Origin of the sequence: Mesorhizobium sp. M0491 (assembly GCF_040321265.1) — a bacterium.
Lineage (GTDB): Bacteria > Pseudomonadota > Alphaproteobacteria > Rhizobiales > Rhizobiaceae > Mesorhizobium.
In genome coordinates this window covers 1-22,009 of the sequence record NZ_JAMYRE010000009.1, presented here as the reverse complement: position 1 = coordinate 22,009, position 22,009 = coordinate 1, and the positions used below count along the sequence as shown (strand labels likewise).

Below are 22,009 nucleotides of genomic sequence, written 5' to 3'. Positions count from 1 at the left end.
GCCGAAACTGAAAACAGGCGATCCGTCGCCCGCTGTTTGAAGGACCATCGACCCATGAAGATCATTGCCTGCGGCAGCGTGCCGACCGTCATCGCACCGGAAAAATACTTTACCGGCCGGGTGCTGCAGACGCCGATCATCGAGAAAGAGGCGCCGGCGCGGCTGCGGGCCACGCTGGTCAGCTTCGAGCCGGGCGCGCGCACCCACTGGCATACGCATCCGCTTGGCCAGACGCTTTACGTGACGGTGGGCGCCGGGCTTGCCCAGACGTGGGGCGGCCCGGTCCAGGAGATCAGGGCCGGCGACGTCATCTCGTTCGCGCCTGGCGAAAAACACTGGCATGGCGCGGCGCCGAAATCGGCGATGACGCATATCGCGATGCAGGAGGCGCTCGACGATGTCCATGCCGATTGGCTGGAGGGGGTGACATCGGAACAATATGGCGGCTGAATGCTCAGTCCGCAGGAAGCCGGCTTCTCTTCCAGCCGCTACATTTTTAGAAGAGGGCGACTCGCGGCGAGTCCCGTATCGTGGCGCAGGCCATGCTCAATCGCCGGATCGACAGCGCCATGCCGCCCCTTCAACTGACCGTCGGTCAGTGATGATTGCGAAACTCACGTCCGGACGTAGCCATGTCAAAGCACCGTTTGCCCCTGGTCGCCGCTGTCTATCTTGGTTCGTTCGTGGCTCTGCTCGACGTCAGCATCGTCAATGTCGCGCTGCCGACCATCCAGCAGGCGTTGCAAACCGATTTCGGCGGCCTGCAATGGGTGGTCGACGCCTACACGCTGTGCCTGTCCGCCTTCATGCTGTCGTCGGGCCTGATCGGCGACCGCTACGGCCGCAAGCGCTCGTGGCTGGCCGGCGTCGGCATCTTCGTGGCCGGCTCGCTGATCTGCGCCGTCGCGCCCAATCTGCCGGTGCTACTGGCCGGCCGAGTGGTACAGGGCATCGCCGGCTCGCTGCTCATTCCAGGCGCGCTGTCGATCCTGACGCAGGCCTTTCCCGATGCGCGCCAGCGCGCCGGCGTCATTGGCGGCTGGGCGTCGTTCGCTGCCATCTCTCTGCTCGTTGGTCCCGTCCTCGGTGGCATCCTGGTCGAGACCGTCGGCTGGCAAAGCATCTTCCTGATCAACCTGCCGCTGGGCTTGATCACGATCGCGCTCGGTGCTGCTTCGATCAACGAGACGGCGCATCCCGAACATGCCCATCTCGATCTCGTCGGTCTGGCTCTCAGCATCCTGTGGCTGGGGGCGCTGACCTTTGGCCTGATCTCGGCCGGCGAGAATGGCTGGGGCGAGCCAAGGACGGTCGCGGCGCTCATCGCCGGCGTCGTCGGCCTGGCTGCTTTCCTCGGCTTCGAGGCGCGCACGGCACGGCCGATGCTGCCGCTTGGCCTGTTCCGTGACGTTCGCTTCGCCGTCGCCAATGTCGCTTCGTTCGCGCTCGGCTTCACCTCCTATTCCAGCGTCTTCTTCTTCTCGATGTTCCTGCAGCAGGTGCAGGGCTGGTCGCCGACGCAGACCGGCCTGCGCATGGCGCCGGCTTTCATCGTCCAGATCGTGGTGTCGCCATGGATCGGCAGGCTGAGCGCGCGCTATGGTCACTCCGCGCTGATGACCATCGGCTATGTTGCTATCGGTCTGTCCATGCTCGGCATGTGCTGGGCCGTCCCTTCGACATCCTACGCGATGCTGTGTCTTCTGTTCGCCATTGGCGGCCTCGGCAATGCGCTGGCGATTCCAACCGGCAGCGCCGCGGCCATGTCCTATGCGCCGCGCGAACGCTCGGGCATGGTGTCGGCGGTCATCAATGCCACCCGCCAGAGCGGTCTTGCCATCGGCATCGCCTTGCTCGGCGCCTTGATGAGCATGCGGGCGACCAACCTTTTGACCGGGTATCTCGGCGATGCCGGTGTCGCCAACGCGGAAGCGGTGGCCCGTGCTGCAATTTCGCGGCATGATTTCGCAACCGATGCGGCGATGGGCGAAAGCGGCGTGCATGAACTCTATACTGCCGCCTATGCCGGCGGCTTCCACGCCGCGATGCTGACAGCAGCGATCGGCGCGTTCCTCACCGCCGCACTGCTGGTTGCCGTGTTGGCGCCGGCCGAGGCGCGCTCTGCCAAAGAGACCAAGCACGAGGCGTGAGGCTGACGACCCATTAAAAACCCGGCGGTGATGAACTGACCCCGAAAGTTGGACACAACCTTCGGGGTTTTTCGCGTTCATAGTGCGTCGGTCAGGTCAGCGAAGCCGTAAAACGCTGGATGCGTGTGCAGGCTTCTTCCAGAAGCGTCTCCGAGGTCGCGTAGGAGATGCGGAAGTTGGGCCCGAGGCCGAAGGCCGAGCCGAACACCACCGCGACGCCCTCGGCTTCGAGCAGTTCCGAGCAGAAGGTCTCGTCGGTGTCGATCAGCCTGCCAGCTTTGGTCTTCTTGCCGATCAGCTGGGCGCAGGAGGGATAGACATAGAAGGCGCCTTCCGGCGACGGACAGGTGATGCCGCGTGCCTGGTTGAGCATCGACACGACAAGGTCGCGCCTGCCTTGAAAGATCGCCTTGTTTTTGGCGATGAAATCCTGCGGGCCATTCAGCGCCTCGACGGATGCCCATTGCGCAATGGTGCAGGCGCCCGATGTTTGCTGACCCTGGATCATGTCCATCGCCTTGATCAGTTGAACCGGACCCGCTGCATAACCGATGCGCCAGCCGGTCATGGCATAGGCTTTCGACACGCCGTTCATGGTCAGCGTGCGCTCATAGAGTTTCGGCTCGACCTCGGCGATGGTCTTGAAGACGAAATCGCCATAGGTCAGGTGCTCGTACATGTCGTCGGTCAGCGTCCAGACATGCGGATGCCTCAACAGCACGTCGGCCAGCGCGCGCAGTTCGGCCTCGGTGTAGGCAGCGCCCGAGGGATTCGACGGCGAGTTCATCAGCAGCCACTTCGTGCGCGGCGTGATCGCCTTTTCCAGCACGGAAGCGGTCAGCTTGAAGCCGTTGTCGATCGAGGTGTCGGCAAACACGGAGGTGCCGCCGCAGATCGCCACCATCTCGGGGTAGCTGACCCAGTAGGGGCGAGGAATGATGACCTCGTCGCCGGGGTTCAGCGTCGCCATGAAGGCGTTGAACAGGATCTGCTTGCCGCCGGTGCCGACTATGGTCTGCTCGGGCTTGTAGTCGAGATTGTTCTCGCGCTTGAACTTTTTTGCGATCGCCTCGCGCAGCGGCACGATGCCCGAAACCGGCGGATACTTGGTTTCGCCACGGTGGATTGCCTCAATCGCCGCATTCTTGATGTTGTCTGGCGTGTCGAAATCCGGTTCGCCGGCGCCAAGCCCAATAATGTCACGGCCGGCATTTTTCAGCTCGCGCGCTTTCTGCGTGACCGCGATGGTGGCGGAAGGCTTCACGCGGGAAAGGGTGTCGGCAAGAAAGGCCATGAGCTTGACGTCTCCATGGAAGATCGGCGCGGCCAGGAGCGACCGCGGCGCTTCTCATGTCGCATGATTTCGCGCAACGCAAGCATTGTCGGCTGATCCAGGTCTCAAGGAGCTGTGATCGGAACCGGGGCCGGCAACAATAAATTCATTAACGAGCGGTAGAGGCTTGAGTGGCAGGATCGCAGACCAATTGCGGAGCGAGGAACCGTGTCGCGCAGCGTCGGGCTTGCCCACATCATCCGCCAGGACGACGGCACCTCCACCGGTGTCTGGGGCATCTACACGCTGCAAAGCGCCTTCCAGCCGATCTTCGCTTTCAAGGAAGGCAAGCTGTCGGTGGTCGCGTTCGAAGGGCTGATCCGACCGTTCCGCGACGGCGAGCCACAATCGCCGATGAATTTCTTCTCGACCTGTCCGGCCGCCGACCGGCTGCATATCGAGGCGCTGACCAGGACGCTGCATCTTCTCAACGCCGGTGCCTGCCTGCCGCGGGAAGCGTCGATCTTCGTCAATTTCGACCCGTCGGTGTTCACCGAACGCACTGTTGCCGACGCTGCCTTGCGCGACATGCGGCTCGTGCTGCACGAGGCCGGCATCGACCCGCGTCGCGTCGTCTGCGAGGTGACCGAGCAGCGGTCGGCGTCGCAGGAAGCCTTGCACGGCTTCGTCGCGGCACTGAGGGCCAACGGTTTTCGCATCGCCGTCGACGATTATGGCGCCGACGATTCCGACATCAATCGGGTCAAGGAGTTGAAGCCGGATATCGTCAAGTTCGATGCCTACTGGATCACGCAGCTGATGGAGTCCGGCGCCGGCTTTGCGTTGCTGACCGCCATGGTGAAGAACTTCGAGGAGCAAGGCATCCATACGGTGTTCGAAGGCATCGAGGAGGGCTGGCAACTGGAGCTCGCCGAGAAATCGGGTGCGTCGATGGTGCAGGGTTTCGTGCTGGCGCGGCCCGAATTGGCGCCGACCAGCTTTGGCGTCTTCGACAAGGCCAGGCAGGCGCCTGTCGCTGCTGCCGTCGACACGGTTCCTGCCGTGGCAACGCCTTCGGCGCGGCCGGTCAAGGCCTTCGGGCGCCGTGTGGCGACATGAGAGATGATCGGCGGCGCAATGTCGGCGATGCGATCCAGGTCGACGAAGTCGGCATCGAATACGGCATATATGGCGAGTTCCGGCTGCGCAGCGCCTACCAGCCGATTTTCGCGCCGCGCGGCCGGTTCCTTCACGCGGTCGCGGCCGAAGCCCTGATCGAGCCGCACCGTGCCGGCCGCCCCGGCGCGCCGAAGGTATTCTTTGAAAGCGTTGCCGTCTCGGACCGGCTGTTTGTGGAAACCATGTGCCGGGCGCTGCATCTCAGGAATTTCCGCAACATCGGCGTCGACGGCCTCGACCTGTTCTTCAACTACAACCCGTTGATCAACGACCATGCCGGGCGGGCACTGGCCGAAATTCGCCTGATGACCAGGCATCTCGGCGAGTTCGGCCTGGCGTCGGCCATGCTGGTCTGCGAAATCACCGAACAGGCGGCCGACGATGCGCTTCTCACGCGGCTGGTGCGCGAAATGCGGCGCGACGGCATGCGCATCGCCATCGACGATTTCGGCACCGGGCACTCGACCGAGGAGCGGGTGAGCCTGCTCAAGCCCGACATCGTCAAGATCGACGGCACCTGGTTCGCGGAGTTCTGCCGCCACGCTGCCGCCGAACGGTTCTTCCGCCCGCTGGTTTCCAGCCTGCATGACCGCGGCGCCAAGGTGCTGGTCGAAGGCATCGAGCAGCCCACCCATCTGCGCGTCGCGCTCGAAGGCGGCGTCGACCTGCTGCAGGGTTTTCTCCTCGCCCGTCCCGCGCTTGCCGGCACGGTATTCGAGGAAAAGCCGCTGGTCATCGATGCGCTGCTGGGCCGGGACAGCAAGGTCGTGCCCCTCTTTGGCTAGGGCATGCCGACAATTGGTGCCGTGAGCGTCCTTGGACGCTTTGCATCAGCGGCGCTGATCGTCGTACCAAAACAAATCATTGGTTGAGGCCGCCGCCGCTGCGATAATCGCGCGGAGACAGTGCTCCGGAGAACAGCCATGATACTCTACGGCATGATCGACAGCGGCAATTGCTACAAGCCGCGCCTGCTGATGGCCAAGCTTGGCCTTGCCTTTACCAATGTCGGAGTGAGTTCGCACACAGGCGACACACGCAAAGCCGATTTTGTCGCCAAGAACCCGAACGCCATGGTGCCGCTGCTCGAGTTCGACGATGGCCGGCGGCTGGCCGAATCCAACGCCATCCTGCTCTATCTCGCCGAAGGCACACGCTTCCTGCCGGCGGACAGGTATGAGCGTGGGCTCGCCTATCAATGGCTGTTCTTCGAACAATACAGCCACGAGCCCTACATTGCCGTGCGCAAGGCGCTGCTGACCTTCCCCGAACGTGCCGGGGATGCGACCCCGGAGCGGCTGGCGGTGACGCTGGAGCGCGGCAACAAGGCGCTCGGCGTGATGAACAGGCATCTGGAAAACAATGCTTTCTTTTCCGGCAGCACGCTCAGCGTCGCCGACATCGCGCTGTATGCCTATACGCATACGGCGGAGCAGGGTGGTTTCCAGCTCGACGCCTATCCGGCGGTGGCGGCCTGGCTTGGCCGGGTAGAGGCCGATCCGGGGCATGTGCCGATCGATTGGGTGGAGTAAGTAACGCCGGTGGTCGTATCGCCTGCGGCGCCGATCTCCAGACAGCAAAAAGGCGGGATAAATCCCGCCTTCCATGCTTGGTAGCCTGATCGGGAGCGTCGGGTCCGGGCTGGCAGCTATCTGCTGATCCAGCTTGTCGGGTCTTTCCGCTCCAGCGCGCTTCTCGCGCGACTGTCAGTACATCCGTGACTTGCCGCGCGCCCCGAGCTCTCGCCCGGCGCGCGCACTTCGCAAAATCAGGCTGCCTTGCTCAGAGATCCCGCGGACGACTTGCCAGTGCGGCGGTCCTGCTCGATCTCGAAGTTGATCTTCTGGCCTTCGACCAGGGTCGACAGTCCAGCACGCTCGACAGCGGAGATATGGACGAAAACGTCCGCGCCGCCCGCGTCAGGCTGAATGAAGCCGAAGCCCTTGGTGGCGTTGAACCACTTGACCGTTCCTGTTGCCATTTTAGATAGTCCTTCAACATTTGCTTTAGATTGACCGGACCGAAGTCCAGCCGGTGTGCATCGAGATTTTGGAGATAGACGTCAGCAAACGCGAAGATCGCGAGGCCCGGATCGATCGGCCGAAATATCAATGGAAGGCATATAGGCTGGTTTCGCATAAAATACAAGACTGCGTGAGAAAGCCGTGATCGAGCGCTGCCCAACGGCTGCCCCAATCTGCTGAAAACGTTGCGGCAGATCACGCTGTTCTCGAGCGGCGGATCAGGGGAGACGACCATGAAAATCATTCTGCTTGCCGCCTGCCTCACGCTTGTCGCCGCTCAGGCGCAGGCGATCTCGCGCTACGACCCGACGCGTATGAGCTGCGGCAAGGTTCAGGGGACGATCGCCCGGCAAGGGGCCGTCATCCTGCGCTATCAGTCGAAGCGGGTGCCTGGGCTGCCGCTCTACGACCGCTATGTACAGAGCCAGCGATTCTGCAGCATGGGCGAGGTGAGGACACGGGCCTACGTGCCGAGCGCCGACACAAAGTCCTGCCCGGTCTACAACTGTAAGCGGCCGGACAATGACCGGCATTTCCGCCGGCGGTTCTTCCACAACAACTAGCGCTTATCGACCGGCAGCCATTGCTCTCAATCCCGGATGTGTTCTGTGAGCATGGACACAAATTGCGTCACCTTTTGCGGGCGAAAGCGCGCTGCCGGATAGACCACGTGAATGCCGCCGGAGGGCAGCACCCAGTCGGGGAGCACGTGGACGAGGCGGCCTTGCGATAGGTGGTCGACGACCAGATAGTCCGGCAGAACTGCCAGTCCGCCCCCGGCGAGCGTCGCTTCCAGCACAGCCGGCGTCGAGTTGATGGAGAATGCCTCGCGCAGGGTGATGGTGCGCGGCTCGAAACCGCCTCGGGTGAAGTTCCAGGTGAACGGCTTGCGAAGCACGGCATTGGCAACGAGCGGTAAGGAAGAAAGGTCTTCTGGCTTGTCTACTCTGATCCCGGCGGCGAAATCCCGCGACGCGACCAGGATTTGCCGGAAGGTGCCGATGCGGCGCGCCTGCTGGCTGGAGTCCTCCAGCCAGCCGACCCGGATGGACAGGTCTATCTTGTTGTCGATCAAGTCAATTATGGCATCGGAAATGAGCAGTTCGACGCCGCAGGCAGGAAATTTCTGGCGAAAGCGGGCGGCGATCGGGGCCAGCACGATCGCGCCATAATCATTGGACGCGGAAACACGCAGCACACCGGCCACCTCGGCGTTGGCCTCGCCAACCTCGGCGATCGCTTCTTCGACATCCCGCAGGATCAGAACGCAGCGTGCATGCAGAAGACGGCCTGCTTCCGTCGGCTCGACCCTTCGCGTCGTGCGCACGAGAAGCGTGGTTCGCAGCTCAGCCTCAAGGCGCGCGACCTGTTGGCTGACAACTGTTTTCGTGATGCCGAGCCGCTCGGCCGCGCGGGTGAAGGAACCCGCGTCGACCACCGTGGCAAAATAGGCGAGGCGATTGAGGTTTATCGATTCCACCACGAAGGCTCATTGTAAGCTTTCAACATACAGTTTGTATTATTATAGCCAATTTATTGATTAATCCAAAGAGCCTACCGTGCCGTTCCACCGTCCGTCCTGCGGCCGGCGGGTGCGCAGCCGCATCCGATCCCTTTCATTCAACGGAGATATTCCATGTTCACGAGGAGACAGATCATGAAGACCTCATTGGCCCTCGGCGCAACCGCCGCTTTCGCTCCCATCGACAGCGGCCGAGCCGCCGGCGCCAAGCTTGGCTGGAAACACTTCCCGGCGGGTCCAAACGGCTTCTTCCGTGCGCCGGTGCTGCTGTCGGGGCCGAGCGAAGCCCTGTTGATCGATGGCGGCTTCACCTATCCGGACGGCAAAGCGCTCGCCGATGCCATCAAGGCCAGCGGCAAGAAGCTGACCACCATCTACGTCACTCAGTCCGATCCCGATTACTACTTCGGCCTGAAGCCGGTGCGGGACGCCTTCCCGGAGGCGAAAGTGATCGCCGCCTCCGCCACGCTGGAAGCCATCAAGGGCAATGTGGAGAAGAAGCTCGCCGTCTGGGGTCCGCAATTGAAGGAAAATGGCCCGCAGGCGCTGTCCGACATCGTCTTCCCCGAGGCATTCGACGGCGCAACGCTGACCGTCGATGGCGAGACTGTCGAGATCGTCAATGCGGAAGAAGGATTGGCCAACCGCCGCTATCTGTTCGTGCCGTCGCTCAATGCCGTTTTCGGCGGAGTGATGATCTTCTCGGGCGTTCATGTCTGGACCGCCGACACGCAGACCAGGGAGAGCCGCGCCGCTTGGATCAAGACGCTGGACGCGATTGCCGCCCGCAAGCCCGCTGTCGTGGTGCCTGGCCACATGGCCCCCGATGCCGCGATCGGTCCTTCGGCGGTGGAGTTCACCAAGTCCTATCTCATCACCTTCGAGGAAGAACTGGGCAAGGCGGCAGACAGCGCCGCGTTGAAGGCGGCCATGGAGGCCCGCTTCCCCGGCCTCGGTATGGGCGTCGCCCTCGATGTCGGATCCAAGGTCGCCAAGGGCGAGATGAAGTGGGGCTGAGATGGCGACGAACCTCGATTTGATCCGTAGAACCTACGAGGGAACTTCCGAGGAGAACGGCCGCAATCTGCTGGCCGTTCTTTCCGCCGACATCGAATGGACCGAGGCGGAAGGGTTTCCCTATGCCGGCACCTATACCGGCGTCGAGGCCCTGATGCAGGGTGTTTTCAAGCGGCTCGGCTCGGAGTGGACCGGATACCACGCCGCCGTGCACAGTTTCATTGCCGATGGCGACCGGGTGGCGGCCTTCGGCGTGTATTCCGGTACATACAAGGCGACGGGAAAATCCATGACGGCCCCCTTCGCTCATCTCTACGAACTGCGGGACGGCAAGATCATCCGCATGCGGCAGTATGTCGATACGGTCCTCGTCGCGCGCGCACTGACCTGACACCGACGCAACCAGGGAGACATCCATGCTGCAACTTAAACCCGACGATGACGGACGGTCGCGACTCGGTCAGGCAGCTTCTGGAAAAGATGGGAGTTGCCCATTGGCCGAAACAGGCGGTCGACTTCAAGCGGGTGATCGCCCAAGGCGATCTTGTCATGCCCCAGGTCGTTCAGCCGAAAACGGCTGACACGCCAGAGACGGTCATCGTGGATATTTTCCGCGTTGGAAGCCGGTGCCCGCCAACCCGGTCAACAGGCGATCGATGTACTGATCCCGGCTTACTGCCAGCACCGGCCGCCGTTCAAAACCCGAACGACACCTGCGCCGGTGGCAGCGGGCCGACGCGCACGCCTTCCATGGCCAGCATCTTCTCCTTGGTGATCGATCCGCCGGGCGCCGAGAAGCCGCCGATCTTGCCGCCGGCGGCAAGGATGCGATGGCAAGGGATGACCAGCGGCACCGGATTGGCGCCAAGGGCGGCCCCGGTTTCGCGGGCGAGCCCGGCATGGCCGGCGGTTTTGGCCAGCTCACCATAGGTGGTGGTTTCGCCGAAGGAGAGTTTTCGCGCCGCGTCGTAAATGGCGAGGCGGAAATCGTCGACGCCGTCGAGATCGACCGGCACGGCGGAGAAATCGATGTCCTCGCCCGCCGCATAGGCCTTGATCGCTGCGATCAGCTCGACCACCCATGGCGGCTGCGCCGTGGAGGTGGAAACGCCGCCATGGCGCAGCAGGCGCCGCTCCACCGCTTCGCGGCTGCGTTCGGGCAGGCAGAGCCGGATCAGGCCCTTTTCGCTCCAGGCAATGCCCATGAAACCGATCACTGTTTCTAACACTGCGTGGCCGGCCGTGATCGAAGCTGTCGTGACCATGATGCGCTCCTTCCCGCAAAGTGGCGAAATCCGGGATTCGTCCCAGTACATATCCGGAACAATATGGCACCACCGCCTGCGTCTCGCCACCCGAAAACCACCTGATCGCCCCGATTGCCCGGCCTGAATCGCTGGTGTAAGGGATTTCTTAACAACCCGACAAACCGGACCCGAGCGCGGCTTGCCAGCAAAACTCAACCTTATCGCGATCGGCGTGATCCTGGCCGCCGCCGGCATCAGCGGCTGCACGTCGACCTCGCAGATGAAGTCCGCGCCTGCTCTCACCGAAACAGCGACCGTCGCCGGCACTGACGCCGGCTTCACCGTGCCTCTGCCGGAGACGGTTTCGGTGCTGCCGGAATCATCGGGAATCGCCCCCGCTCAGACGGCCGAACTGCCGCTCGATCCCGCCGCACAGCCGGCTGCCGCGACCGCCGCTTTTGCCGGATCGACACCGGCGGCACCAGCCGTGCCCGCGGTGATGACCGCCAATGCCTGGCAGGCGCCGCCGCCGGCAAAGGCGAGCGAGCCGGTCAAGGCGGCCGAGACCTATACGACCGCGGGGCTCGTCATACCGGCAACCGCCAAGGGCGATCGCATGCCGGGCGTCCAGCAGGTCGCCTATGTCGTGCCGCAGAACCCGGCGGCCCTGGTCCAGTTCCCGGCAGGGCCCGTGCAAGAAGAACACGCGACGGGCGTGCGTGGCGATGTCGAGCGGCTGATCGAGAAATATGCGGCGATCTATCAGGTGCCGGTGGATCTGGTGCGCCATGTCGTCAACCGCGAGAGCACCTTCAACCCAAAAGCCTACAACAACGGCCATTGGGGACTGATGCAGATCAAACACGCGACGGCGCGCGGCATGGGCTATGACGGGCCGGCCAAGGGCCTGTTCGACGCCGATACCAATCTGAAATACGCGGTGAAATATCTGCGCGGCGCCTGGCTGGTGGCCGGCGGCAACGCCAAGAAGGCCGACTGGCTCTATCAAACCGGCTATTATTACGACGCCAAGCGCAAGGGCCTGCTCGAGGCGACCGGCCTTGGCCGCGACCGCCAGCGCCGCCGCCTGCAGCCCGACGCCTGAGCGCAATGCCTGAACCGCGCCCGCCGGCTCTGAATGACATCCGGCTGTGCAAAATCCTCGACGAGACGCTGGTTCCGCCGCACTGGCCGGAGGGTTTTGTCATGCGCAGCTTCGAGCCCGGTGACGCGCCCGCCCTGCATGCGCTTTTGACCGAAGTGTTCGATGACGACGCCGATGGTCCGTTCGACGAGTGGTGGCCGCGTATCGCGGACGATCCCGAATTCGACCCGGCGCTGTGCTTCCTCGTCATCGACGCCAAGGGCCGGCTGGCGGCGGCGGCGTTGTGCTGGACCCGCGGCTTCGTCAAGGACCTCGCCGTTCATCCCGAGGCGCGCGGCAGGGGTGTTGCCGAAGCGCTGATGTGGCACGCCTTCGCCGTTTTTCGCGAACGCGGCGCCGATCATGTCGACCTCAAGACCAACACGGTCGAGAATCCCGCCGCGGTCCGGCTCTATGAGCGGCTGGGGATGATGCCTGTCGCCTGGGAAGGCTAGGGTGTGCGGATATTCAGGTGATGCCGGCCTGCAAGCGACGGTTCCCTGCGCTTCCGGCCTTCGCCGGCCGAAGCACCCATAGTTGCCTGACCTGAATCTCAACACACCCTGATGCATGTCGCCCACGCAGGAACGGCATGATTTGGGAACCCAAAAGCGCCGCTTCGCATTTAATGGGAGGTGAGGGCCTGACAAGCTGCCGGCGCGTGGGAGGATTTTCCGTCACCGGCTGCGGAGGGACATCCACCACCATGACGTTTTCTCACGCATTCCTTGCGGTCGGCGTCGCTGCCATGCTCGCTGGCACGCCAGCATGGGCCGTCGATCTGTCGATCGTGTCGGGCGATACCGGCGATGGCATCAAGGTGCTGCGCGAGATCCTCGACCGTTACGAGAAAGACAGCGGCAACAAGGTCGGCATCGTCGTCATGCCGGCGTCCGGGACCGACCAGTTCGGCCAGTACCGGCTTTGGCTTGCCGCCGGAAACAGCGACATCGACGTCTACCAGACGGATGTGATCTGGGCGCCGCAACTCGCCAGCCAGCTCGTGGATTTGACCGCAGCGACCAAGGATATCGTGGCTGAGCATTTCCCGTCGATCATCCAGTCGCAGACCGTCGACGGCAAGCTCGTCGCCTTGCCGATCTTTACCGATGCGCCGGCGCTCTACTACCGCAAGGATCTCCTCGACAAATATGGCGCCAAGGTGCCGGCCACCTGGAAGGAACTGGCCGACACCGCCAAGCTGGTCATGGACAAGGAGCGTGCGGCTGGCAATCGGGATATCTGGGGCTTCGTCTTTCAGGGCAATGCCTATGAGGGGCTGACCTGCGACGCGCTCGAATGGGTGATGTCGAATGGCGGCGGCCAGATCATCGAGCCGGACGGCACCATCTCCGTCAACAACAGCCAAGCGGCGGCGGTGCTCGACATGGTCAAGGGCTGGGTCGGGACCATCGCGCCACCCGGCGTGCTCGCCTACCAGGAAGAGGAATCGCGCGGTGTCTGGCAGACAGGCAATGCGGTGTTCATGCGCAACTGGCCCTATGCCTACGCGCTCGGCAACGGCGAGGGCTCGCCGATCAAGGGCAAATTCGACGTGGCGCCGCTGCCGGCCGGCACGGGCGAGGGCGCCCGACCGGTCGGGGCCCTGGGCGGCTGGAATCTCGCCGTCTCCAAATATTCGAAGCATCCGGATGCCGCGATCGAGCTGATCAAGTTCATCGCCTCGCCCGCGATGCAGAAATACCGCACGCTGAAGACGTCCAACCTGCCGACCATCCAGGCGCTGTATGACGATGCCGACATCGCCAGGCAACAGCCGATCGTTCCGCGCTGGAAGCAGATCTTTCTCGATGCGGTGCCGCGCCCCTCGGCCGCGACCAGGATCAAATACAACGAGGCGTCGAGCCAGTTCTGGAACGCCGTGCACAACACGCTCTCGGGCGACGGCACTGCCGCCGACAATCTGGCCGATCTCGAAGCGATGCTGACCAAGTTGAAGGGCCGAGGCTGGTGACGATACTGGGACAGCCACCCGGCGGGACCGCAACGAGCGGGAGCGAGATGACAAGGACGGAACCGGAAACAGCCAGGGCCGCGCACTCGCAGTTGACGGCGCAGCGCGTTCGCTCGGCGTGGCTTTTCCTGGCGCCAATGCTGCTGGTGCTCGCCGCGGCGGCCGGCTGGCCGCTTGCCCGCACGGTCTATTTCAGCTTCACCGACGCCTCGCTGGCCGACCTCGACGCGCGCCAATGGGTCGGCTTCGCCAATTATTTCTCGGTGCTGCACATGCCGAGCGGCCGGACCCTCTATGACGGGCTGCTCGTCGATCCGGTCTGGTGGCGTGCCGTCTGGAACACGGTGCGTTTCACAGTGATTTCGGTGACCTGCGAGACCATCCTCGGCACCATCGTTGCCCTGGTTCTCAACGCGGAATTCGCCGGCCGCGGCATCGTCAGGGCAGCGATCCTGATCCCCTGGGCGATCCCGACGATCGTCTCGGCGAAGATGTGGCAATGGATGCTCAACGACCAGTTCGGCATCATCAATGTCGTGCTGCTCAATCTCGGCCTGATCAGCACCAAGATCGCCTGGACGGCCAACGCCGACACGGCGATGGCGGCCGTCCTCATCGTCGATATCTGGAAGGCGACACCGTTCATGACGCTGCTCATCCTGGCCGCGCTGCAGATGCTGCCGAGGGAGATCATCGAGGTCGCCAGGCTCGACGGCGCCAACCCCTGGCAGATCTTCTGGCGGGTGACCTTGCCGCTCATCCGCCCGGCGCTGATGGTGGCGGTGATCTTCCGCGCGCTCGATGCGCTGCGCATCTTCGACCTGATCTATGTGCTGACGCCCAACAATGTGCACACCAAGTCGATGTCGGTGTTCGCCCGCGAGAACCTGTTCGAGTTCGACAAGTTCGCCTATGGCTCCGCCGCCTCGACCTTGCTTTTCCTGACCCTCGCTCTGCTCACCATCGTTACCATCCGGATCGGCCGGATAAGCCTGGACGGAGGCCGCTGACATGTGGATCCTGAAGCGCACGGCCTTTTACCTGCTGGTCGCGGTCATCGTCTTCGTCGCCGTGTTCCCGTTCTACTACGCCATCGTCACCAGCCTGAAATCGGGGACCGACCTGTTCCGGGCCGATCTGTGGCCGACGACGATCAGTCTCGCCAACTACAGGAATGTGGTGACCGAGGGCAGCTTCGTGCGCAACTTGCTGAACTCGCTGTTCGTCTCCGGCGCGGTGGTTGCGCTTTCGCTGTTGCTCGGCGTCACATCAGCCTATGCGCTGGCACGTATCCGCTTTCGCGGCCGCTCGGCCCTGCTGTTCACAATCCTGTCGGTGTCGATGTTCCCGCAGGTGGCGCTGCTGGCCGGGCTGTTCGAACTGGTCCGCCTGTTCGGCCTCTACAATTCGCTATTCGCGCTGATCTTCTCCTACATGATCTTCACCTTGCCGTTCACCGTCTGGGTGCTCACCACCTTCGTCCGCGACCTGCCGGTCGAGGTCGAGGAGGCGGCGATCCTAGACGGCGCGACGCCGTGGATCATCATCACGCGGGTCTTCCTGCCGCTGATGTGGCCGGCGCTGGCGACCACCGGCCTGCTGGCTTTCATCGGCGCGTGGAACGAGTTCTTGTTTGCCCTGACCTTCACCTCCAACAACGCACAGCGGACCGTGCCGGTAGCGATCGCGCTGCTCTCCGGCAACTCGCAGTTCGAGATCCCTTGGGGCAACATCATGGCGGCCTCGGTGATCGTCACGGTGCCGCTGGTGGTGCTGGTGCTGATCTTCCAGCGCAAGATCGTCTCGGGCCTCACCGCCGGCGGGGTCAAGGGGTGAGGGGGCGAAACGCTCAGATGTCCGGTGCGTTGCCGATCTTCTTCTTGAGCTCCAGCGCCCAGGCGCGGCCTTCGTCGCCGCCCCACAGCAGCCAGGCAATGTAACCGGCCGAAGGGTTTTGCTCATTGCCGTAGTTCCTGCCGCGCTTGTCGATCTCGTGGCGGGCGAAATAGCTGACCATGCGGCGGATGGTGGAGGGCGCGAGCTTTTCCCGGTTCTTCAGCTCGGTGGCGCGGGCGACGCCGATCTCGGTGCCGCCGCGGCCGAATTCTCCGCGCAGCCTGAGGCCCTTGGCGGCATTGTCGGCCACCACTTGCGGGCAGCGCAGATCGATCTCGTCGTCGTGCATCTTGTCCCCCGGATCACGCTGCCCGAACAGGTATTACGACATCTCGCCAGGCGCAATGAATGTCGGGACCGATCGCCGCCAAACGTCCTTGGGTCGCAGAGCAACCGCGCCGGGACGCCGGCGCCGCGACTTGAAGGAGCCGATCATGATCACCTTTCCTAACGAATCCGCGAAATACCGCACCGCGCGCGAAAAACTGCTGCGCAAGGAAATCGAGCTGCGCCGCGTCATGGAAGAGGTCGCCGAGGCCCGGCGCGCGCTGCCGCCGGGCGGGCTGATCCGTCAGGACTATGAGTTCGACGGGCTGGATACCGATCGAAGGCCGGCCAAGATTAAGCTTTCGGAGCTGTTCGCGCCGGGCAAGGACAGCTTGATCCTTTACAACATGATGTTCCCGCGCCACCCGCAGGAGAAGCGCGATGTGGCGACCAGCGGCGGCACGGCCAGGCTCGCCCGGCAGGACCAGCCATGCCCTTCCTGCACGGCATTGCTCGATCAGTTCGACGGCGCCGTCGGGCATCTCCAGGCCGCCGGCTTCAATTTCGCGGTGGTGGGCAAGACCGCGCTCGAAAACCTGGTCACGCTCGGCCGCGACCGGGGCTGGCGCAACATGCGGCTGGTGTCTTCGGCTTCCAACAGCTTCAAGCGCGACTACAATGCGGAGGCGGCCGACGGCTCACAGATCCCGCTGCTGTCGGTGTTCCACCGCGACGGCGACGGCATACGCCATTTCTGGAGCTCGGAACTGGATTTCGCACCGACGGAGCCGGGCCAGGACCCACGCGGCCTTGGTACCTGCGAAACGCTGTGGAACCTGATGGATTTCACGCCTGAAGGCCGCCCGAACTGGAACGAGCAGTTGCAATATGGCGGGGCGTGTTGCCACTGAAAGGCAGCTCTGGTCAGCCGCCGCGTTTTAGTTTTCGGAACATGAGTCCCATGGCTGGCTCGAACGAGGGCATCGGCGAGCGTTCGAGTCAGGCACGGATCGGTGGGGCGATTGAGGCGACGTGCGCAGGCTTCTTCCTCATGAGCTGCAACCGGAGTGCCCAAGCGACGTTGGATTGTCCGAGGGACAATTTCAACCGGAGACATGCCATGAAAACGCTTACCATTCTGACCGCAGCAGCATTGCTTGCCGGCGCGCCGGCCTTTGCCCAGTCGAACACGACCGCCACGACCACGCCGCTCGCCACGACGACGAAGGTCGACACTTCGACCTTCATCAAGACGGTGCCGAGCGCCAATGAGTTCGAGATCGAGTCCAGCAAGCTCGCCGAGCAGAAGGCGACCGACGCCGACGTCAAGGCGTTCGCCAAACAGATGATCTCCGATCACACCAAGGCCGGCGAGGAATTCAAGGCGGCGCTTGCCCAGGGCCAGACAACCTCGGCCACAGCGCCGTCCGGTCCGGCCCTGCAGCCCAAGGAGCAGAAGATGCTCGATGAGTTGAAGAGCGCCAGCGGCGATCAGTTCCAGGCGAAATACATCGAAATGCAGACCAACGCCCACAAGGAAGCCGTCGCGCTGTTCAGCGGCTATGCAAAGTCAGGCGACGACCCGGCGATGAAGGAATTCGCCAAGAAGACGCTGCCGACGCTGCAGATGCACGAAAAGCACGTGAAGGAACTGGCGGCCGCGCATCAGGGGTGAGGGCGGTTCAGGTCGGCGCTCTACGGCGCCCCCCTCTGTCCTGCCGGACGTTCGTTATTTGGAAAGCCAAGCAATTGGCTTTCCATCCGCTTCGCGGACCACTCCTCAACCCCCACAGGTGGGGAGATTGGCCGTCGTCACTGTTTTCGCCAATTTTCAACGTTGCAAGATGAAGGCCGGCGCCAAAGCTGCCAATCCCCCTTGAGGGGGAGATGTCCGGCAGGACAGAGGGGGCGCCGTAGAGCGCTACCATGGAAGCCAGCCCGCTTGGCAAACCAACACCACAATGTGGCCCTGTGCCTCAAGGACGGCACGCCCTATACCGATCAAGGCTGAGCGCTGCTCAGGTCGACTTGATCTGCTCGACCGCGGTCACCAGCAGGTCTTCCATGGCGGTGCGTATCTGGGCATCCGACTGGGCGATGCCTGCCGCGTCGAAATCAGCGCGGACCTTGCGGAACACATCGTTGTCGCCGGCCTCTTCGAAGTCCGCGTGCACGACCTCCTTCGCATAGCCGTCGGCATCCGCACCGGATTTGCCGAGCTTTTCGGCGGCCCACAGGCCGAGCAGCTTGTTGCGGCGCGCCATGGCCCTAAACTTCGTTTCCTCGTCCATCGCGAACTTCTTTTCGAAGCCTTCCTGACGGTCTCTCATGCTGCTCATGGTTTGCCTCGTTTAGATGTGAGTCCGGTCTTCAGCCTGGGGGAAGAACGGCAGGAGAGGCGAGAGTGGCGCGCATGGATGTCATTAGCAAGGCAAGGTCGCCGGTGATTGAGCGGGCGCCTGGCGGCAGTGGTCTTCGCCCGATGTGATTTGACCTTGCCGTGCCGCGTCCTACTCTTCAATCCCTGCGGGATGAACCGAGGAGACGAGCGATGCAGTTCAACGGAATTCGCGGCGTCTTGCTGACGGCGGCCGTGATCCTTGCCGCCGGCACCGCGGCCTATGCCCATCATGGCTGGTCGTGGACGCAGGACGGGTTTTTCGAACTCAGGGGCAAGATCACGGCCATCTATATCGGCAATCCGCACGCCACGCTGGATGTCGACGCCGAGGGCGAGGCCTGGCGGGTGGAGATGGCGCCGCCGTCCCGCACGATCGCCGCCGGCTTCACAGAGGAGGTGGCCAAGGTCGGCGACGAGGTGACCGCGATCGGCAACCGCTCGCTCGAGGCGACCGAAAAGCGCATGAAGGCGGTGCGCCTCATCGTCAATGGGAAGACGTATGATGTCTATCCCGACCGTGTGCCGCCCGCCTAGATGATGGAGCTTCTCGCCGGCATCGAGCAACTCGCTTTGGCGCGGTGGCTGAAGGCGTCCTTCGTCGCCTACCCCGTGGTCAATGCGCTCCACATCATGTCGATCGGCGCGCTGCTGACCAGCGTCGTTCTCATGGACCTCAGGATCTGCGGCGCTTTCCGCTCGCTGCCGCAAGCGGCGTTCGTCGCGCTGCTGCGCCGTATTGCATTGGCGGCGTTCGGCGGTGCGCTTGTCACAGGATCGCTGCTGTTTTCAGTGAAGGCGAGCACCTATGCGGCAATGCCGATTTTCCTCGCCAAGATGACACTCATCCTTCTCGCCGGCGTCAACTTCCTCGCCTTCATGCGCCTCTCCCGCGCAACAGGCAGCGGCGAGCCGGCAGGTGGGACCGTCCTGGCCGTGCTCTCAATTCTGCTGTGGATTTCCGTGCTTTTCGCCGGACGGTTCATCGGTTTTCTCTGATTAGAGCGAGCGCCTGCACTGGCGTTCCGCCAGTGCAGGGATAAGCTCCCTGAAGCACCTGGGTTGTCACCTACAGTTTTTTGCGAAGAGGACCCCCACCCCTAACCCCTCCCCACAAGAGGGAGGGAGACTTCCGTTGGCGCTGACCTAGGCAAATCGTCTGTCTTTCGGCGCCAAAGAAGAATTTAAAGGCACGCGGCAGCGTTCCCTCCCCCTTGTGGGGAGGGTTAGGGTGGGGGTCCTTCTTCGCAAGAATCCACATGCGGTAGCCCTGCCCTTGGGGGGAAGGTTAGGGGGCTCTTCATTAGCGCTAACGCGGCAGCCTGCTGCATACTCAGGGAGAACCACCATGAAAAAAGAAATCATCGAAGTGCCTGTCATGTCGGACAAGGTGCGGGCGCTCGGCCTTCCCTGCTCGACAGCGGTGAGGGCCAACGGCTTCGTGTTCATCTCGGCGACGCCGCCGGTGGACATGGTGACCGGCGAGATGGTGCGCGGCGACATCGAAACGCAGACCGAGGCGTCGCTGAAGGCGCTGAAACATTGCCTGGAAGCGGCCGGCACCTCGCTCGACAACGTGGTGATGGTGCGCATCTACGCCGTCAACTCCGGCTTCTACAACGCTATCAACCGGGTCTATGCGAAGTATTTTTCGACCAACCCGCCGGCGAGGAGCTTTGTGCCGGTGGCGTCCTGGCCGATGGAGTTTGATATCGAGATTGAGTGTGTGGCTGTGGCGTGAGATCCGTAGAGGCTCCTATGGCGTTGACCGTGTGGCGTGGGTCAACTAATTAGTGTGGTGATGGGTGCTAGAGACACGCATCACCACTGCCGGGCTCCCCGGCTGCTCGCTACGAATGACTGGGTCATGCGTAGCCAGGGTTGTTGCTAAGGCGGCTGCATGTGAGGCCTCCTTGGAGTTAGAGAAAACCGATCGCTAGGACTTCAATCATTCACGGTCGGTAGGTCTGGGGCATCTTCGGATGCCCCGTTCTCGTCGAGGCTGGGTGAATTCGCAGCCAGATTGCGATCCGGTGCCAGTATCCAGCGATCACCTTCCCTGTAGAGGATACCATCGACTTTAAGACGAGAAAGTTGAGGGCTCAAACTGGATCTGGGGTAGTCAGTTCCTAGTTTGGCATTGACAATTTTTAGTATATCGTTGGCGGTCATACCAGACGGCTCGTCCTTGAGTGCCTCTGTCGCCGCTTCTTTCATTGTCCTCGGCAGTTTAGATTGGGACGAAAAATCTATTTCTCTCGTACGCTTGCTGCTATCAGAGGTATCGAGGCTTATATTTGCAGCTTCTGCTGCTTTTTCAATTTGATCGATCTCTTCCTCTATAGAGGAAAGTTGGCGTCGTGTTTCCACGAGCGCTCTTACTAAAGCCCTGTGCCTCACGGCGAGAAATTCATTTAACGAAGCCATGCACTAAGTCTAGAGCAAGTCCGTTGCCTTTGCAAGAGAATTCGGACTCGAGTCATGGTTGACGAGTCCTTAACGATTGGAGTCCAGGTGGGCTGGCACGGCTTTTGCTACGCGCAGTAGCTTTCTCTGGTCCCAAATCCGTTGAACTCGGGCGAGTCATGGTTAACGAGTCCCTAGCGAAGTCGGCCGACCGCAGTGTCAGAATGACGCATCATGTGCGCAACTTTGGCGCGGTCACACTTCAAGGTCGGCAGGGGCGCCTGAGTCAATTCGCCGCATCATCTTAACAGTTATTTAACTATATGATTCTGTTATTGTTTCTGCGCCAGCGGGGTCGAATCATTATGGACGCGACGTATAACCTTAACGGCGGCTTTAAGCCGACAATGAAGCGGTTTGCCGATCTGGCCGGTCCGGACTACTTCCCTACGCCCGCTTGGGCGACGCATGCATTGATGGAAAATGAAAAATTTTCTGGCGAGATATGGGAATGCGCCTGCGGCGACGGCGCAATGTCCCGAGTTCTAGAGGGTCATGGCAACACCGTCCGCAGTTCGGATCTTTTTAACCGTGGCTTTGGTGAGGCTGGGATTGACTTCAATATAGCGCGAACGCCAGCGGACAACATCGTGACCAACCCTCCTTACAATAGCGCGGAAAGTTTCGTGCGCTCCGGAGTGAAACTGGCGCGTAGTAAGTTTGCGCTGCTTCTAAGGCTTGCCTTTCTAGAAGGAGCAAACCGCGCGAATACGATCTTCGCAGAATGCCCACCAGCCCGTGTCTGGGTGTTCAGCGAACGGATCACTTTCTATCCAGCCAGGGCCGTGCAAGCGGGGTCCGGAACCACTGCCTATGCGTGGTTTGTATGGGACAAGGACGCTCCCGACGGAACAGAACTGAAATGGTTCCGGCCGGGATATAAAGCGAAGTTCTCTAAATAAGGCCCTCATGCTTGAGGTGCAGCAGGCCTGCGTCAGTGAGTTGGTATAAACCCGGACCGACGTGCTCTACGAATCCCTCTGCAATCACGTTACCGGGCGTCTTGTCGTGCGATTTTAGATTTCGCACTCGCTGTTCCCACATTTCTTCTCCCTGACGGATCAGCGAAGGCTCTTGGTCGTCAGCGGTTAGCTTCACGTACTTAGGAACCTCTCTAATCAAGGTTCTGACGGTCCCCACGTGTTTTGGTCGCGTTGCCAGAACTTGCATGACCGCAAGCCCTAGTTTCGGTTCAGTTGTTTTTGCCATTTTCCCCTCCCATAGATCAAAGGAGGATGCTACGCGACTTTTGTTATTAGTGGAAGTCTGTACTACTCCGCTGCGGGTCGCGCATTGAAATCTGTTCGCAAAATGAAAAAGCCCAACGGATGCGGATGGTCAATCTACATATCTCAAGGGGATATTTGGTAGTGTGCTGAGAGTTCTGCAAATTCGCTGAGAGAGGGCGGTCATGGCAGGCTGGTGATGTTCAACGTCACCGATTCCCGCGA

The 22,009-nt window shown here is 62.1% G+C and carries 27 protein-coding genes; 19 read left to right on the top strand and 8 right to left on the bottom strand.

Features of this window, described 5'->3' with window-relative positions; translation table 11 throughout:
* Positions 1–54: 54 nt before the first annotated feature.
* Together NKI69_RS13285 and NKI69_RS13280 are read left to right on the top strand one after the other, a co-directional pair.
* Positions 55–450, top strand: coding sequence for a (R)-mandelonitrile lyase (locus NKI69_RS13285; protein WP_023809730.1), 396 nt, complete (start codon positions 55–57; stop codon positions 448–450).
* Between the two features lie 182 nt (positions 451–632).
* The gene (locus NKI69_RS13280) at positions 633–2,150 is read left to right on the top strand and encodes an MFS transporter (protein WP_023809729.1); all 1,518 of its coding nucleotides are present in this window, start codon (positions 633–635) and stop codon (positions 2,148–2,150) included.
* Between the two features lie 91 nt (positions 2,151–2,241).
* On the opposite strand, the gene NKI69_RS13275 is transcribed toward NKI69_RS13280, so the two are convergent.
* Complete coding sequence (locus NKI69_RS13275) at positions 2,242–3,444, bottom strand: pyridoxal phosphate-dependent aminotransferase (RefSeq protein WP_023809728.1); 1,203 nt, start codon at positions 3,442–3,444, stop codon at positions 2,242–2,244.
* A 207-nt stretch (positions 3,445–3,651) separates the two neighbouring features.
* On the opposite strand from NKI69_RS13275, the gene NKI69_RS13270 reads away from it, so the two are divergent.
* From NKI69_RS13270 to NKI69_RS13260, 3 genes are all read left to right on the top strand, one after another.
* Positions 3,652–4,542, top strand: coding sequence for an EAL domain-containing protein (locus tag NKI69_RS13270; protein ID WP_352440418.1), 891 nt, complete (start codon positions 3,652–3,654; stop codon positions 4,540–4,542).
* Positions 4,539–5,387, top strand: coding sequence for an EAL domain-containing protein (locus NKI69_RS13265; RefSeq protein ID WP_128303817.1), 849 nt, complete (start codon positions 4,539–4,541; stop codon positions 5,385–5,387). Before NKI69_RS13270 ends, NKI69_RS13265 begins: the two co-directional genes overlap by 4 nt.
* Positions 5,388–5,525: 138 nt before the next feature.
* On the top strand, positions 5,526–6,134 hold the full coding sequence (locus tag NKI69_RS13260; protein ID WP_128303818.1) for a glutathione S-transferase family protein: 609 nt from the start codon (positions 5,526–5,528) through the stop codon (positions 6,132–6,134).
* A gap of 236 nt (positions 6,135–6,370) precedes the next feature.
* Here NKI69_RS13260 and NKI69_RS13255 read toward each other — a convergent pair whose 3' ends face one another.
* Positions 6,371–6,583, bottom strand: a complete 213-nt coding sequence (locus NKI69_RS13255; protein ID WP_010910991.1) for a cold-shock protein — start codon at positions 6,581–6,583, stop codon at positions 6,371–6,373.
* A 276-nt stretch (positions 6,584–6,859) separates the two neighbouring features.
* On the opposite strand from NKI69_RS13255, the gene NKI69_RS13250 reads away from it, so the two are divergent.
* Positions 6,860–7,189, top strand: coding sequence for a hypothetical protein (locus NKI69_RS13250; RefSeq protein ID WP_023809723.1), 330 nt, complete (start codon positions 6,860–6,862; stop codon positions 7,187–7,189).
* Positions 7,190–7,215: 26 nt separating this feature from the next.
* On the opposite strand, the gene NKI69_RS13245 is transcribed toward NKI69_RS13250, so the two are convergent.
* The gene (locus NKI69_RS13245) at positions 7,216–8,106 is read right to left on the bottom strand and encodes a LysR family transcriptional regulator (RefSeq protein ID WP_164892914.1); all 891 of its coding nucleotides are present in this window, start codon (positions 8,104–8,106) and stop codon (positions 7,216–7,218) included.
* Between the two features lie 156 nt (positions 8,107–8,262).
* On the opposite strand from NKI69_RS13245, the gene NKI69_RS13240 reads away from it, so the two are divergent.
* Both NKI69_RS13240 and NKI69_RS13235 read left to right on the top strand, forming a co-directional pair.
* A complete protein-coding gene (locus tag NKI69_RS13240; protein WP_023809722.1) occupies positions 8,263–9,165 on the top strand; it encodes an MBL fold metallo-hydrolase in 903 nt (300 codons plus the stop codon).
* A gap of 1 nt (position 9,166) precedes the next feature.
* Positions 9,167–9,556, top strand: coding sequence for a nuclear transport factor 2 family protein (locus NKI69_RS13235; protein ID WP_352721595.1), 390 nt, complete (start codon positions 9,167–9,169; stop codon positions 9,554–9,556).
* Between the two features lie 304 nt (positions 9,557–9,860).
* Here the strand turns inward: NKI69_RS13235 and NKI69_RS13230 are convergent, their stop codons facing one another.
* Complete coding sequence (locus NKI69_RS13230) at positions 9,861–10,430, bottom strand: methylated-DNA--[protein]-cysteine S-methyltransferase (protein ID WP_023809720.1); 570 nt, start codon at positions 10,428–10,430, stop codon at positions 9,861–9,863.
* Between the two features lie 181 nt (positions 10,431–10,611).
* Here NKI69_RS13230 and NKI69_RS13225 point away from each other — a divergent pair, with 181 nt between their 5' ends.
* From NKI69_RS13225 to NKI69_RS13205, 5 genes are all read left to right on the top strand, one after another.
* Positions 10,612–11,517, top strand: coding sequence for a lytic transglycosylase domain-containing protein (locus NKI69_RS13225; RefSeq protein ID WP_023809719.1), 906 nt, complete (start codon positions 10,612–10,614; stop codon positions 11,515–11,517).
* A 5-nt stretch (positions 11,518–11,522) separates the two neighbouring features.
* Entirely contained in the window at positions 11,523–12,011 is a 489-nt protein-coding gene (locus NKI69_RS13220) for a GNAT family N-acetyltransferase (protein ID WP_023809718.1), read from the top strand.
* A 251-nt stretch (positions 12,012–12,262) separates the two neighbouring features.
* Complete coding sequence (locus tag NKI69_RS13215) at positions 12,263–13,531, top strand: ABC transporter substrate-binding protein (protein WP_352721592.1); 1,269 nt, start codon at positions 12,263–12,265, stop codon at positions 13,529–13,531.
* A gap of 47 nt (positions 13,532–13,578) precedes the next feature.
* Complete coding sequence (locus tag NKI69_RS13210; protein WP_352721590.1) at positions 13,579–14,541, top strand: carbohydrate ABC transporter permease; 963 nt, start codon at positions 13,579–13,581, stop codon at positions 14,539–14,541.
* 1 nt (position 14,542) lies between these two features.
* Positions 14,543–15,367 carry a carbohydrate ABC transporter permease gene (locus NKI69_RS13205; protein WP_352721588.1) on the top strand — a complete coding sequence of 275 codons (825 nt, stop codon included), beginning with the start codon at positions 14,543–14,545 and terminating at the stop codon, positions 15,365–15,367.
* Between the two features lie 13 nt (positions 15,368–15,380).
* Here the strand turns inward: NKI69_RS13205 and NKI69_RS13200 are convergent, their stop codons facing one another.
* Positions 15,381–15,716, bottom strand: a complete 336-nt coding sequence (locus tag NKI69_RS13200; protein ID WP_023809714.1) for a hypothetical protein — start codon at positions 15,714–15,716, stop codon at positions 15,381–15,383.
* 145 nt (positions 15,717–15,861) lie between these two features.
* Between NKI69_RS13200 and NKI69_RS13195 the strand changes: the two genes are divergently transcribed.
* Positions 15,862–16,605: a DUF899 family protein gene (locus NKI69_RS13195; RefSeq protein ID WP_023809713.1), complete on the top strand. Its 744-nt coding sequence runs from the start codon at positions 15,862–15,864 to the stop codon at positions 16,603–16,605.
* Between the two features lie 209 nt (positions 16,606–16,814).
* Positions 16,815–17,369, top strand: coding sequence for a DUF4142 domain-containing protein (locus tag NKI69_RS13190; protein WP_023809712.1), 555 nt, complete (start codon positions 16,815–16,817; stop codon positions 17,367–17,369).
* Between the two features lie 343 nt (positions 17,370–17,712).
* Here NKI69_RS13190 and NKI69_RS13185 read toward each other — a convergent pair whose 3' ends face one another.
* Positions 17,713–18,033 carry a DUF1476 domain-containing protein gene (locus tag NKI69_RS13185; protein ID WP_023809711.1) on the bottom strand — a complete coding sequence of 107 codons (321 nt, stop codon included), beginning with the start codon at positions 18,031–18,033 and terminating at the stop codon, positions 17,713–17,715.
* Between the two features lie 212 nt (positions 18,034–18,245).
* Between NKI69_RS13185 and NKI69_RS13180 the strand changes: the two genes are divergently transcribed.
* The 3 genes from NKI69_RS13180 (at position 18,246) to NKI69_RS13170 (ending at position 19,833) form a co-directional block, all read left to right on the top strand.
* Positions 18,246–18,629, top strand: coding sequence for a DUF6152 family protein (locus tag NKI69_RS13180; RefSeq protein ID WP_023809710.1), 384 nt, complete (start codon positions 18,246–18,248; stop codon positions 18,627–18,629).
* A complete protein-coding gene (locus NKI69_RS13175; protein WP_352721584.1) occupies positions 18,630–19,091 on the top strand; it encodes a DUF6644 family protein in 462 nt (153 codons plus the stop codon).
* Between the two features lie 349 nt (positions 19,092–19,440).
* Positions 19,441–19,833: a RidA family protein gene (locus NKI69_RS13170; RefSeq protein WP_128303830.1), complete on the top strand. Its 393-nt coding sequence runs from the start codon at positions 19,441–19,443 to the stop codon at positions 19,831–19,833.
* A 203-nt stretch (positions 19,834–20,036) separates the two neighbouring features.
* On the opposite strand, the gene NKI69_RS13165 is transcribed toward NKI69_RS13170, so the two are convergent.
* The gene (locus NKI69_RS13165; RefSeq protein WP_352721582.1) at positions 20,037–20,462 is read right to left on the bottom strand and encodes a hypothetical protein; all 426 of its coding nucleotides are present in this window, start codon (positions 20,460–20,462) and stop codon (positions 20,037–20,039) included.
* Between the two features lie 401 nt (positions 20,463–20,863).
* Here NKI69_RS13165 and NKI69_RS13160 point away from each other — a divergent pair, with 401 nt between their 5' ends.
* A complete protein-coding gene (locus NKI69_RS13160) occupies positions 20,864–21,460 on the top strand; it encodes a hypothetical protein (RefSeq protein WP_352721580.1) in 597 nt (198 codons plus the stop codon).
* Here the strand turns inward: NKI69_RS13160 and NKI69_RS13155 are convergent.
* The gene (locus NKI69_RS13155) at positions 21,453–21,767 is read right to left on the bottom strand and encodes a hypothetical protein (RefSeq protein ID WP_352721578.1); all 315 of its coding nucleotides are present in this window, start codon (positions 21,765–21,767) and stop codon (positions 21,453–21,455) included. The two genes, NKI69_RS13160 and NKI69_RS13155, sit on opposite strands and share 8 nt — an antisense overlap.
* Positions 21,768–22,009 lie beyond the last annotated feature (242 nt).

Excerpts from the sequence above, each read along its gene's own strand:
- NKI69_RS13285 (WP_023809730.1), top strand. The coding sequence starts at position 55 with ATGAAGATCATTGCCTGCGGCAGCGTGCCGACCGTCATCGCACCGGAA.
- NKI69_RS13280 (WP_023809729.1), top strand. The coding sequence starts at position 633 with ATGTCAAAGCACCGTTTGCCCCTGGTCGCCGCTGTCTATCTTGGTTCG.
- NKI69_RS13275 (WP_023809728.1), bottom strand. The coding sequence starts at position 3,444 with ATGGCCTTTCTTGCCGACACCCTTTCCCGCGTGAAGCCTTCCGCCACC.
- NKI69_RS13265 (WP_128303817.1), top strand. The coding sequence starts at position 4,539 with ATGAGAGATGATCGGCGGCGCAATGTCGGCGATGCGATCCAGGTCGAC.
- NKI69_RS13260 (WP_128303818.1), top strand. The coding sequence starts at position 5,526 with ATGATACTCTACGGCATGATCGACAGCGGCAATTGCTACAAGCCGCGC.
- NKI69_RS13255 (WP_010910991.1), bottom strand. The coding sequence starts at position 6,583 with ATGGCAACAGGAACGGTCAAGTGGTTCAACGCCACCAAGGGCTTCGGC.
- NKI69_RS13250 (WP_023809723.1), top strand. The coding sequence starts at position 6,860 with ATGAAAATCATTCTGCTTGCCGCCTGCCTCACGCTTGTCGCCGCTCAG.
- NKI69_RS13240 (WP_023809722.1), top strand. The coding sequence starts at position 8,263 with ATGTTCACGAGGAGACAGATCATGAAGACCTCATTGGCCCTCGGCGCA.
- NKI69_RS13235 (WP_352721595.1), top strand. The coding sequence starts at position 9,167 with ATGGCGACGAACCTCGATTTGATCCGTAGAACCTACGAGGGAACTTCC.
- NKI69_RS13230 (WP_023809720.1), bottom strand. The coding sequence starts at position 10,430 with ATGGTCACGACAGCTTCGATCACGGCCGGCCACGCAGTGTTAGAAACA.
- NKI69_RS13220 (WP_023809718.1), top strand. The coding sequence starts at position 11,523 with ATGCCTGAACCGCGCCCGCCGGCTCTGAATGACATCCGGCTGTGCAAA.
- NKI69_RS13215 (WP_352721592.1), top strand. The coding sequence starts at position 12,263 with ATGACGTTTTCTCACGCATTCCTTGCGGTCGGCGTCGCTGCCATGCTC.
- NKI69_RS13210 (WP_352721590.1), top strand. The coding sequence starts at position 13,579 with ATGACAAGGACGGAACCGGAAACAGCCAGGGCCGCGCACTCGCAGTTG.
- NKI69_RS13205 (WP_352721588.1), top strand. The coding sequence starts at position 14,543 with ATGTGGATCCTGAAGCGCACGGCCTTTTACCTGCTGGTCGCGGTCATC.
- NKI69_RS13200 (WP_023809714.1), bottom strand. The coding sequence starts at position 15,716 with ATGCACGACGACGAGATCGATCTGCGCTGCCCGCAAGTGGTGGCCGAC.
- NKI69_RS13195 (WP_023809713.1), top strand. The coding sequence starts at position 15,862 with ATGATCACCTTTCCTAACGAATCCGCGAAATACCGCACCGCGCGCGAA.
- NKI69_RS13190 (WP_023809712.1), top strand. The coding sequence starts at position 16,815 with ATGAAAACGCTTACCATTCTGACCGCAGCAGCATTGCTTGCCGGCGCG.
- NKI69_RS13185 (WP_023809711.1), bottom strand. The coding sequence starts at position 18,033 with ATGAGCAGCATGAGAGACCGTCAGGAAGGCTTCGAAAAGAAGTTCGCG.
- NKI69_RS13180 (WP_023809710.1), top strand. The coding sequence starts at position 18,246 with ATGCAGTTCAACGGAATTCGCGGCGTCTTGCTGACGGCGGCCGTGATC.
- NKI69_RS13175 (WP_352721584.1), top strand. The coding sequence starts at position 18,630 with ATGATGGAGCTTCTCGCCGGCATCGAGCAACTCGCTTTGGCGCGGTGG.
- NKI69_RS13170 (WP_128303830.1), top strand. The coding sequence starts at position 19,441 with ATGAAAAAAGAAATCATCGAAGTGCCTGTCATGTCGGACAAGGTGCGG.
- NKI69_RS13160 (WP_352721580.1), top strand. The coding sequence starts at position 20,864 with ATGGACGCGACGTATAACCTTAACGGCGGCTTTAAGCCGACAATGAAG.
- NKI69_RS13155 (WP_352721578.1), bottom strand. The coding sequence starts at position 21,767 with ATGGCAAAAACAACTGAACCGAAACTAGGGCTTGCGGTCATGCAAGTT.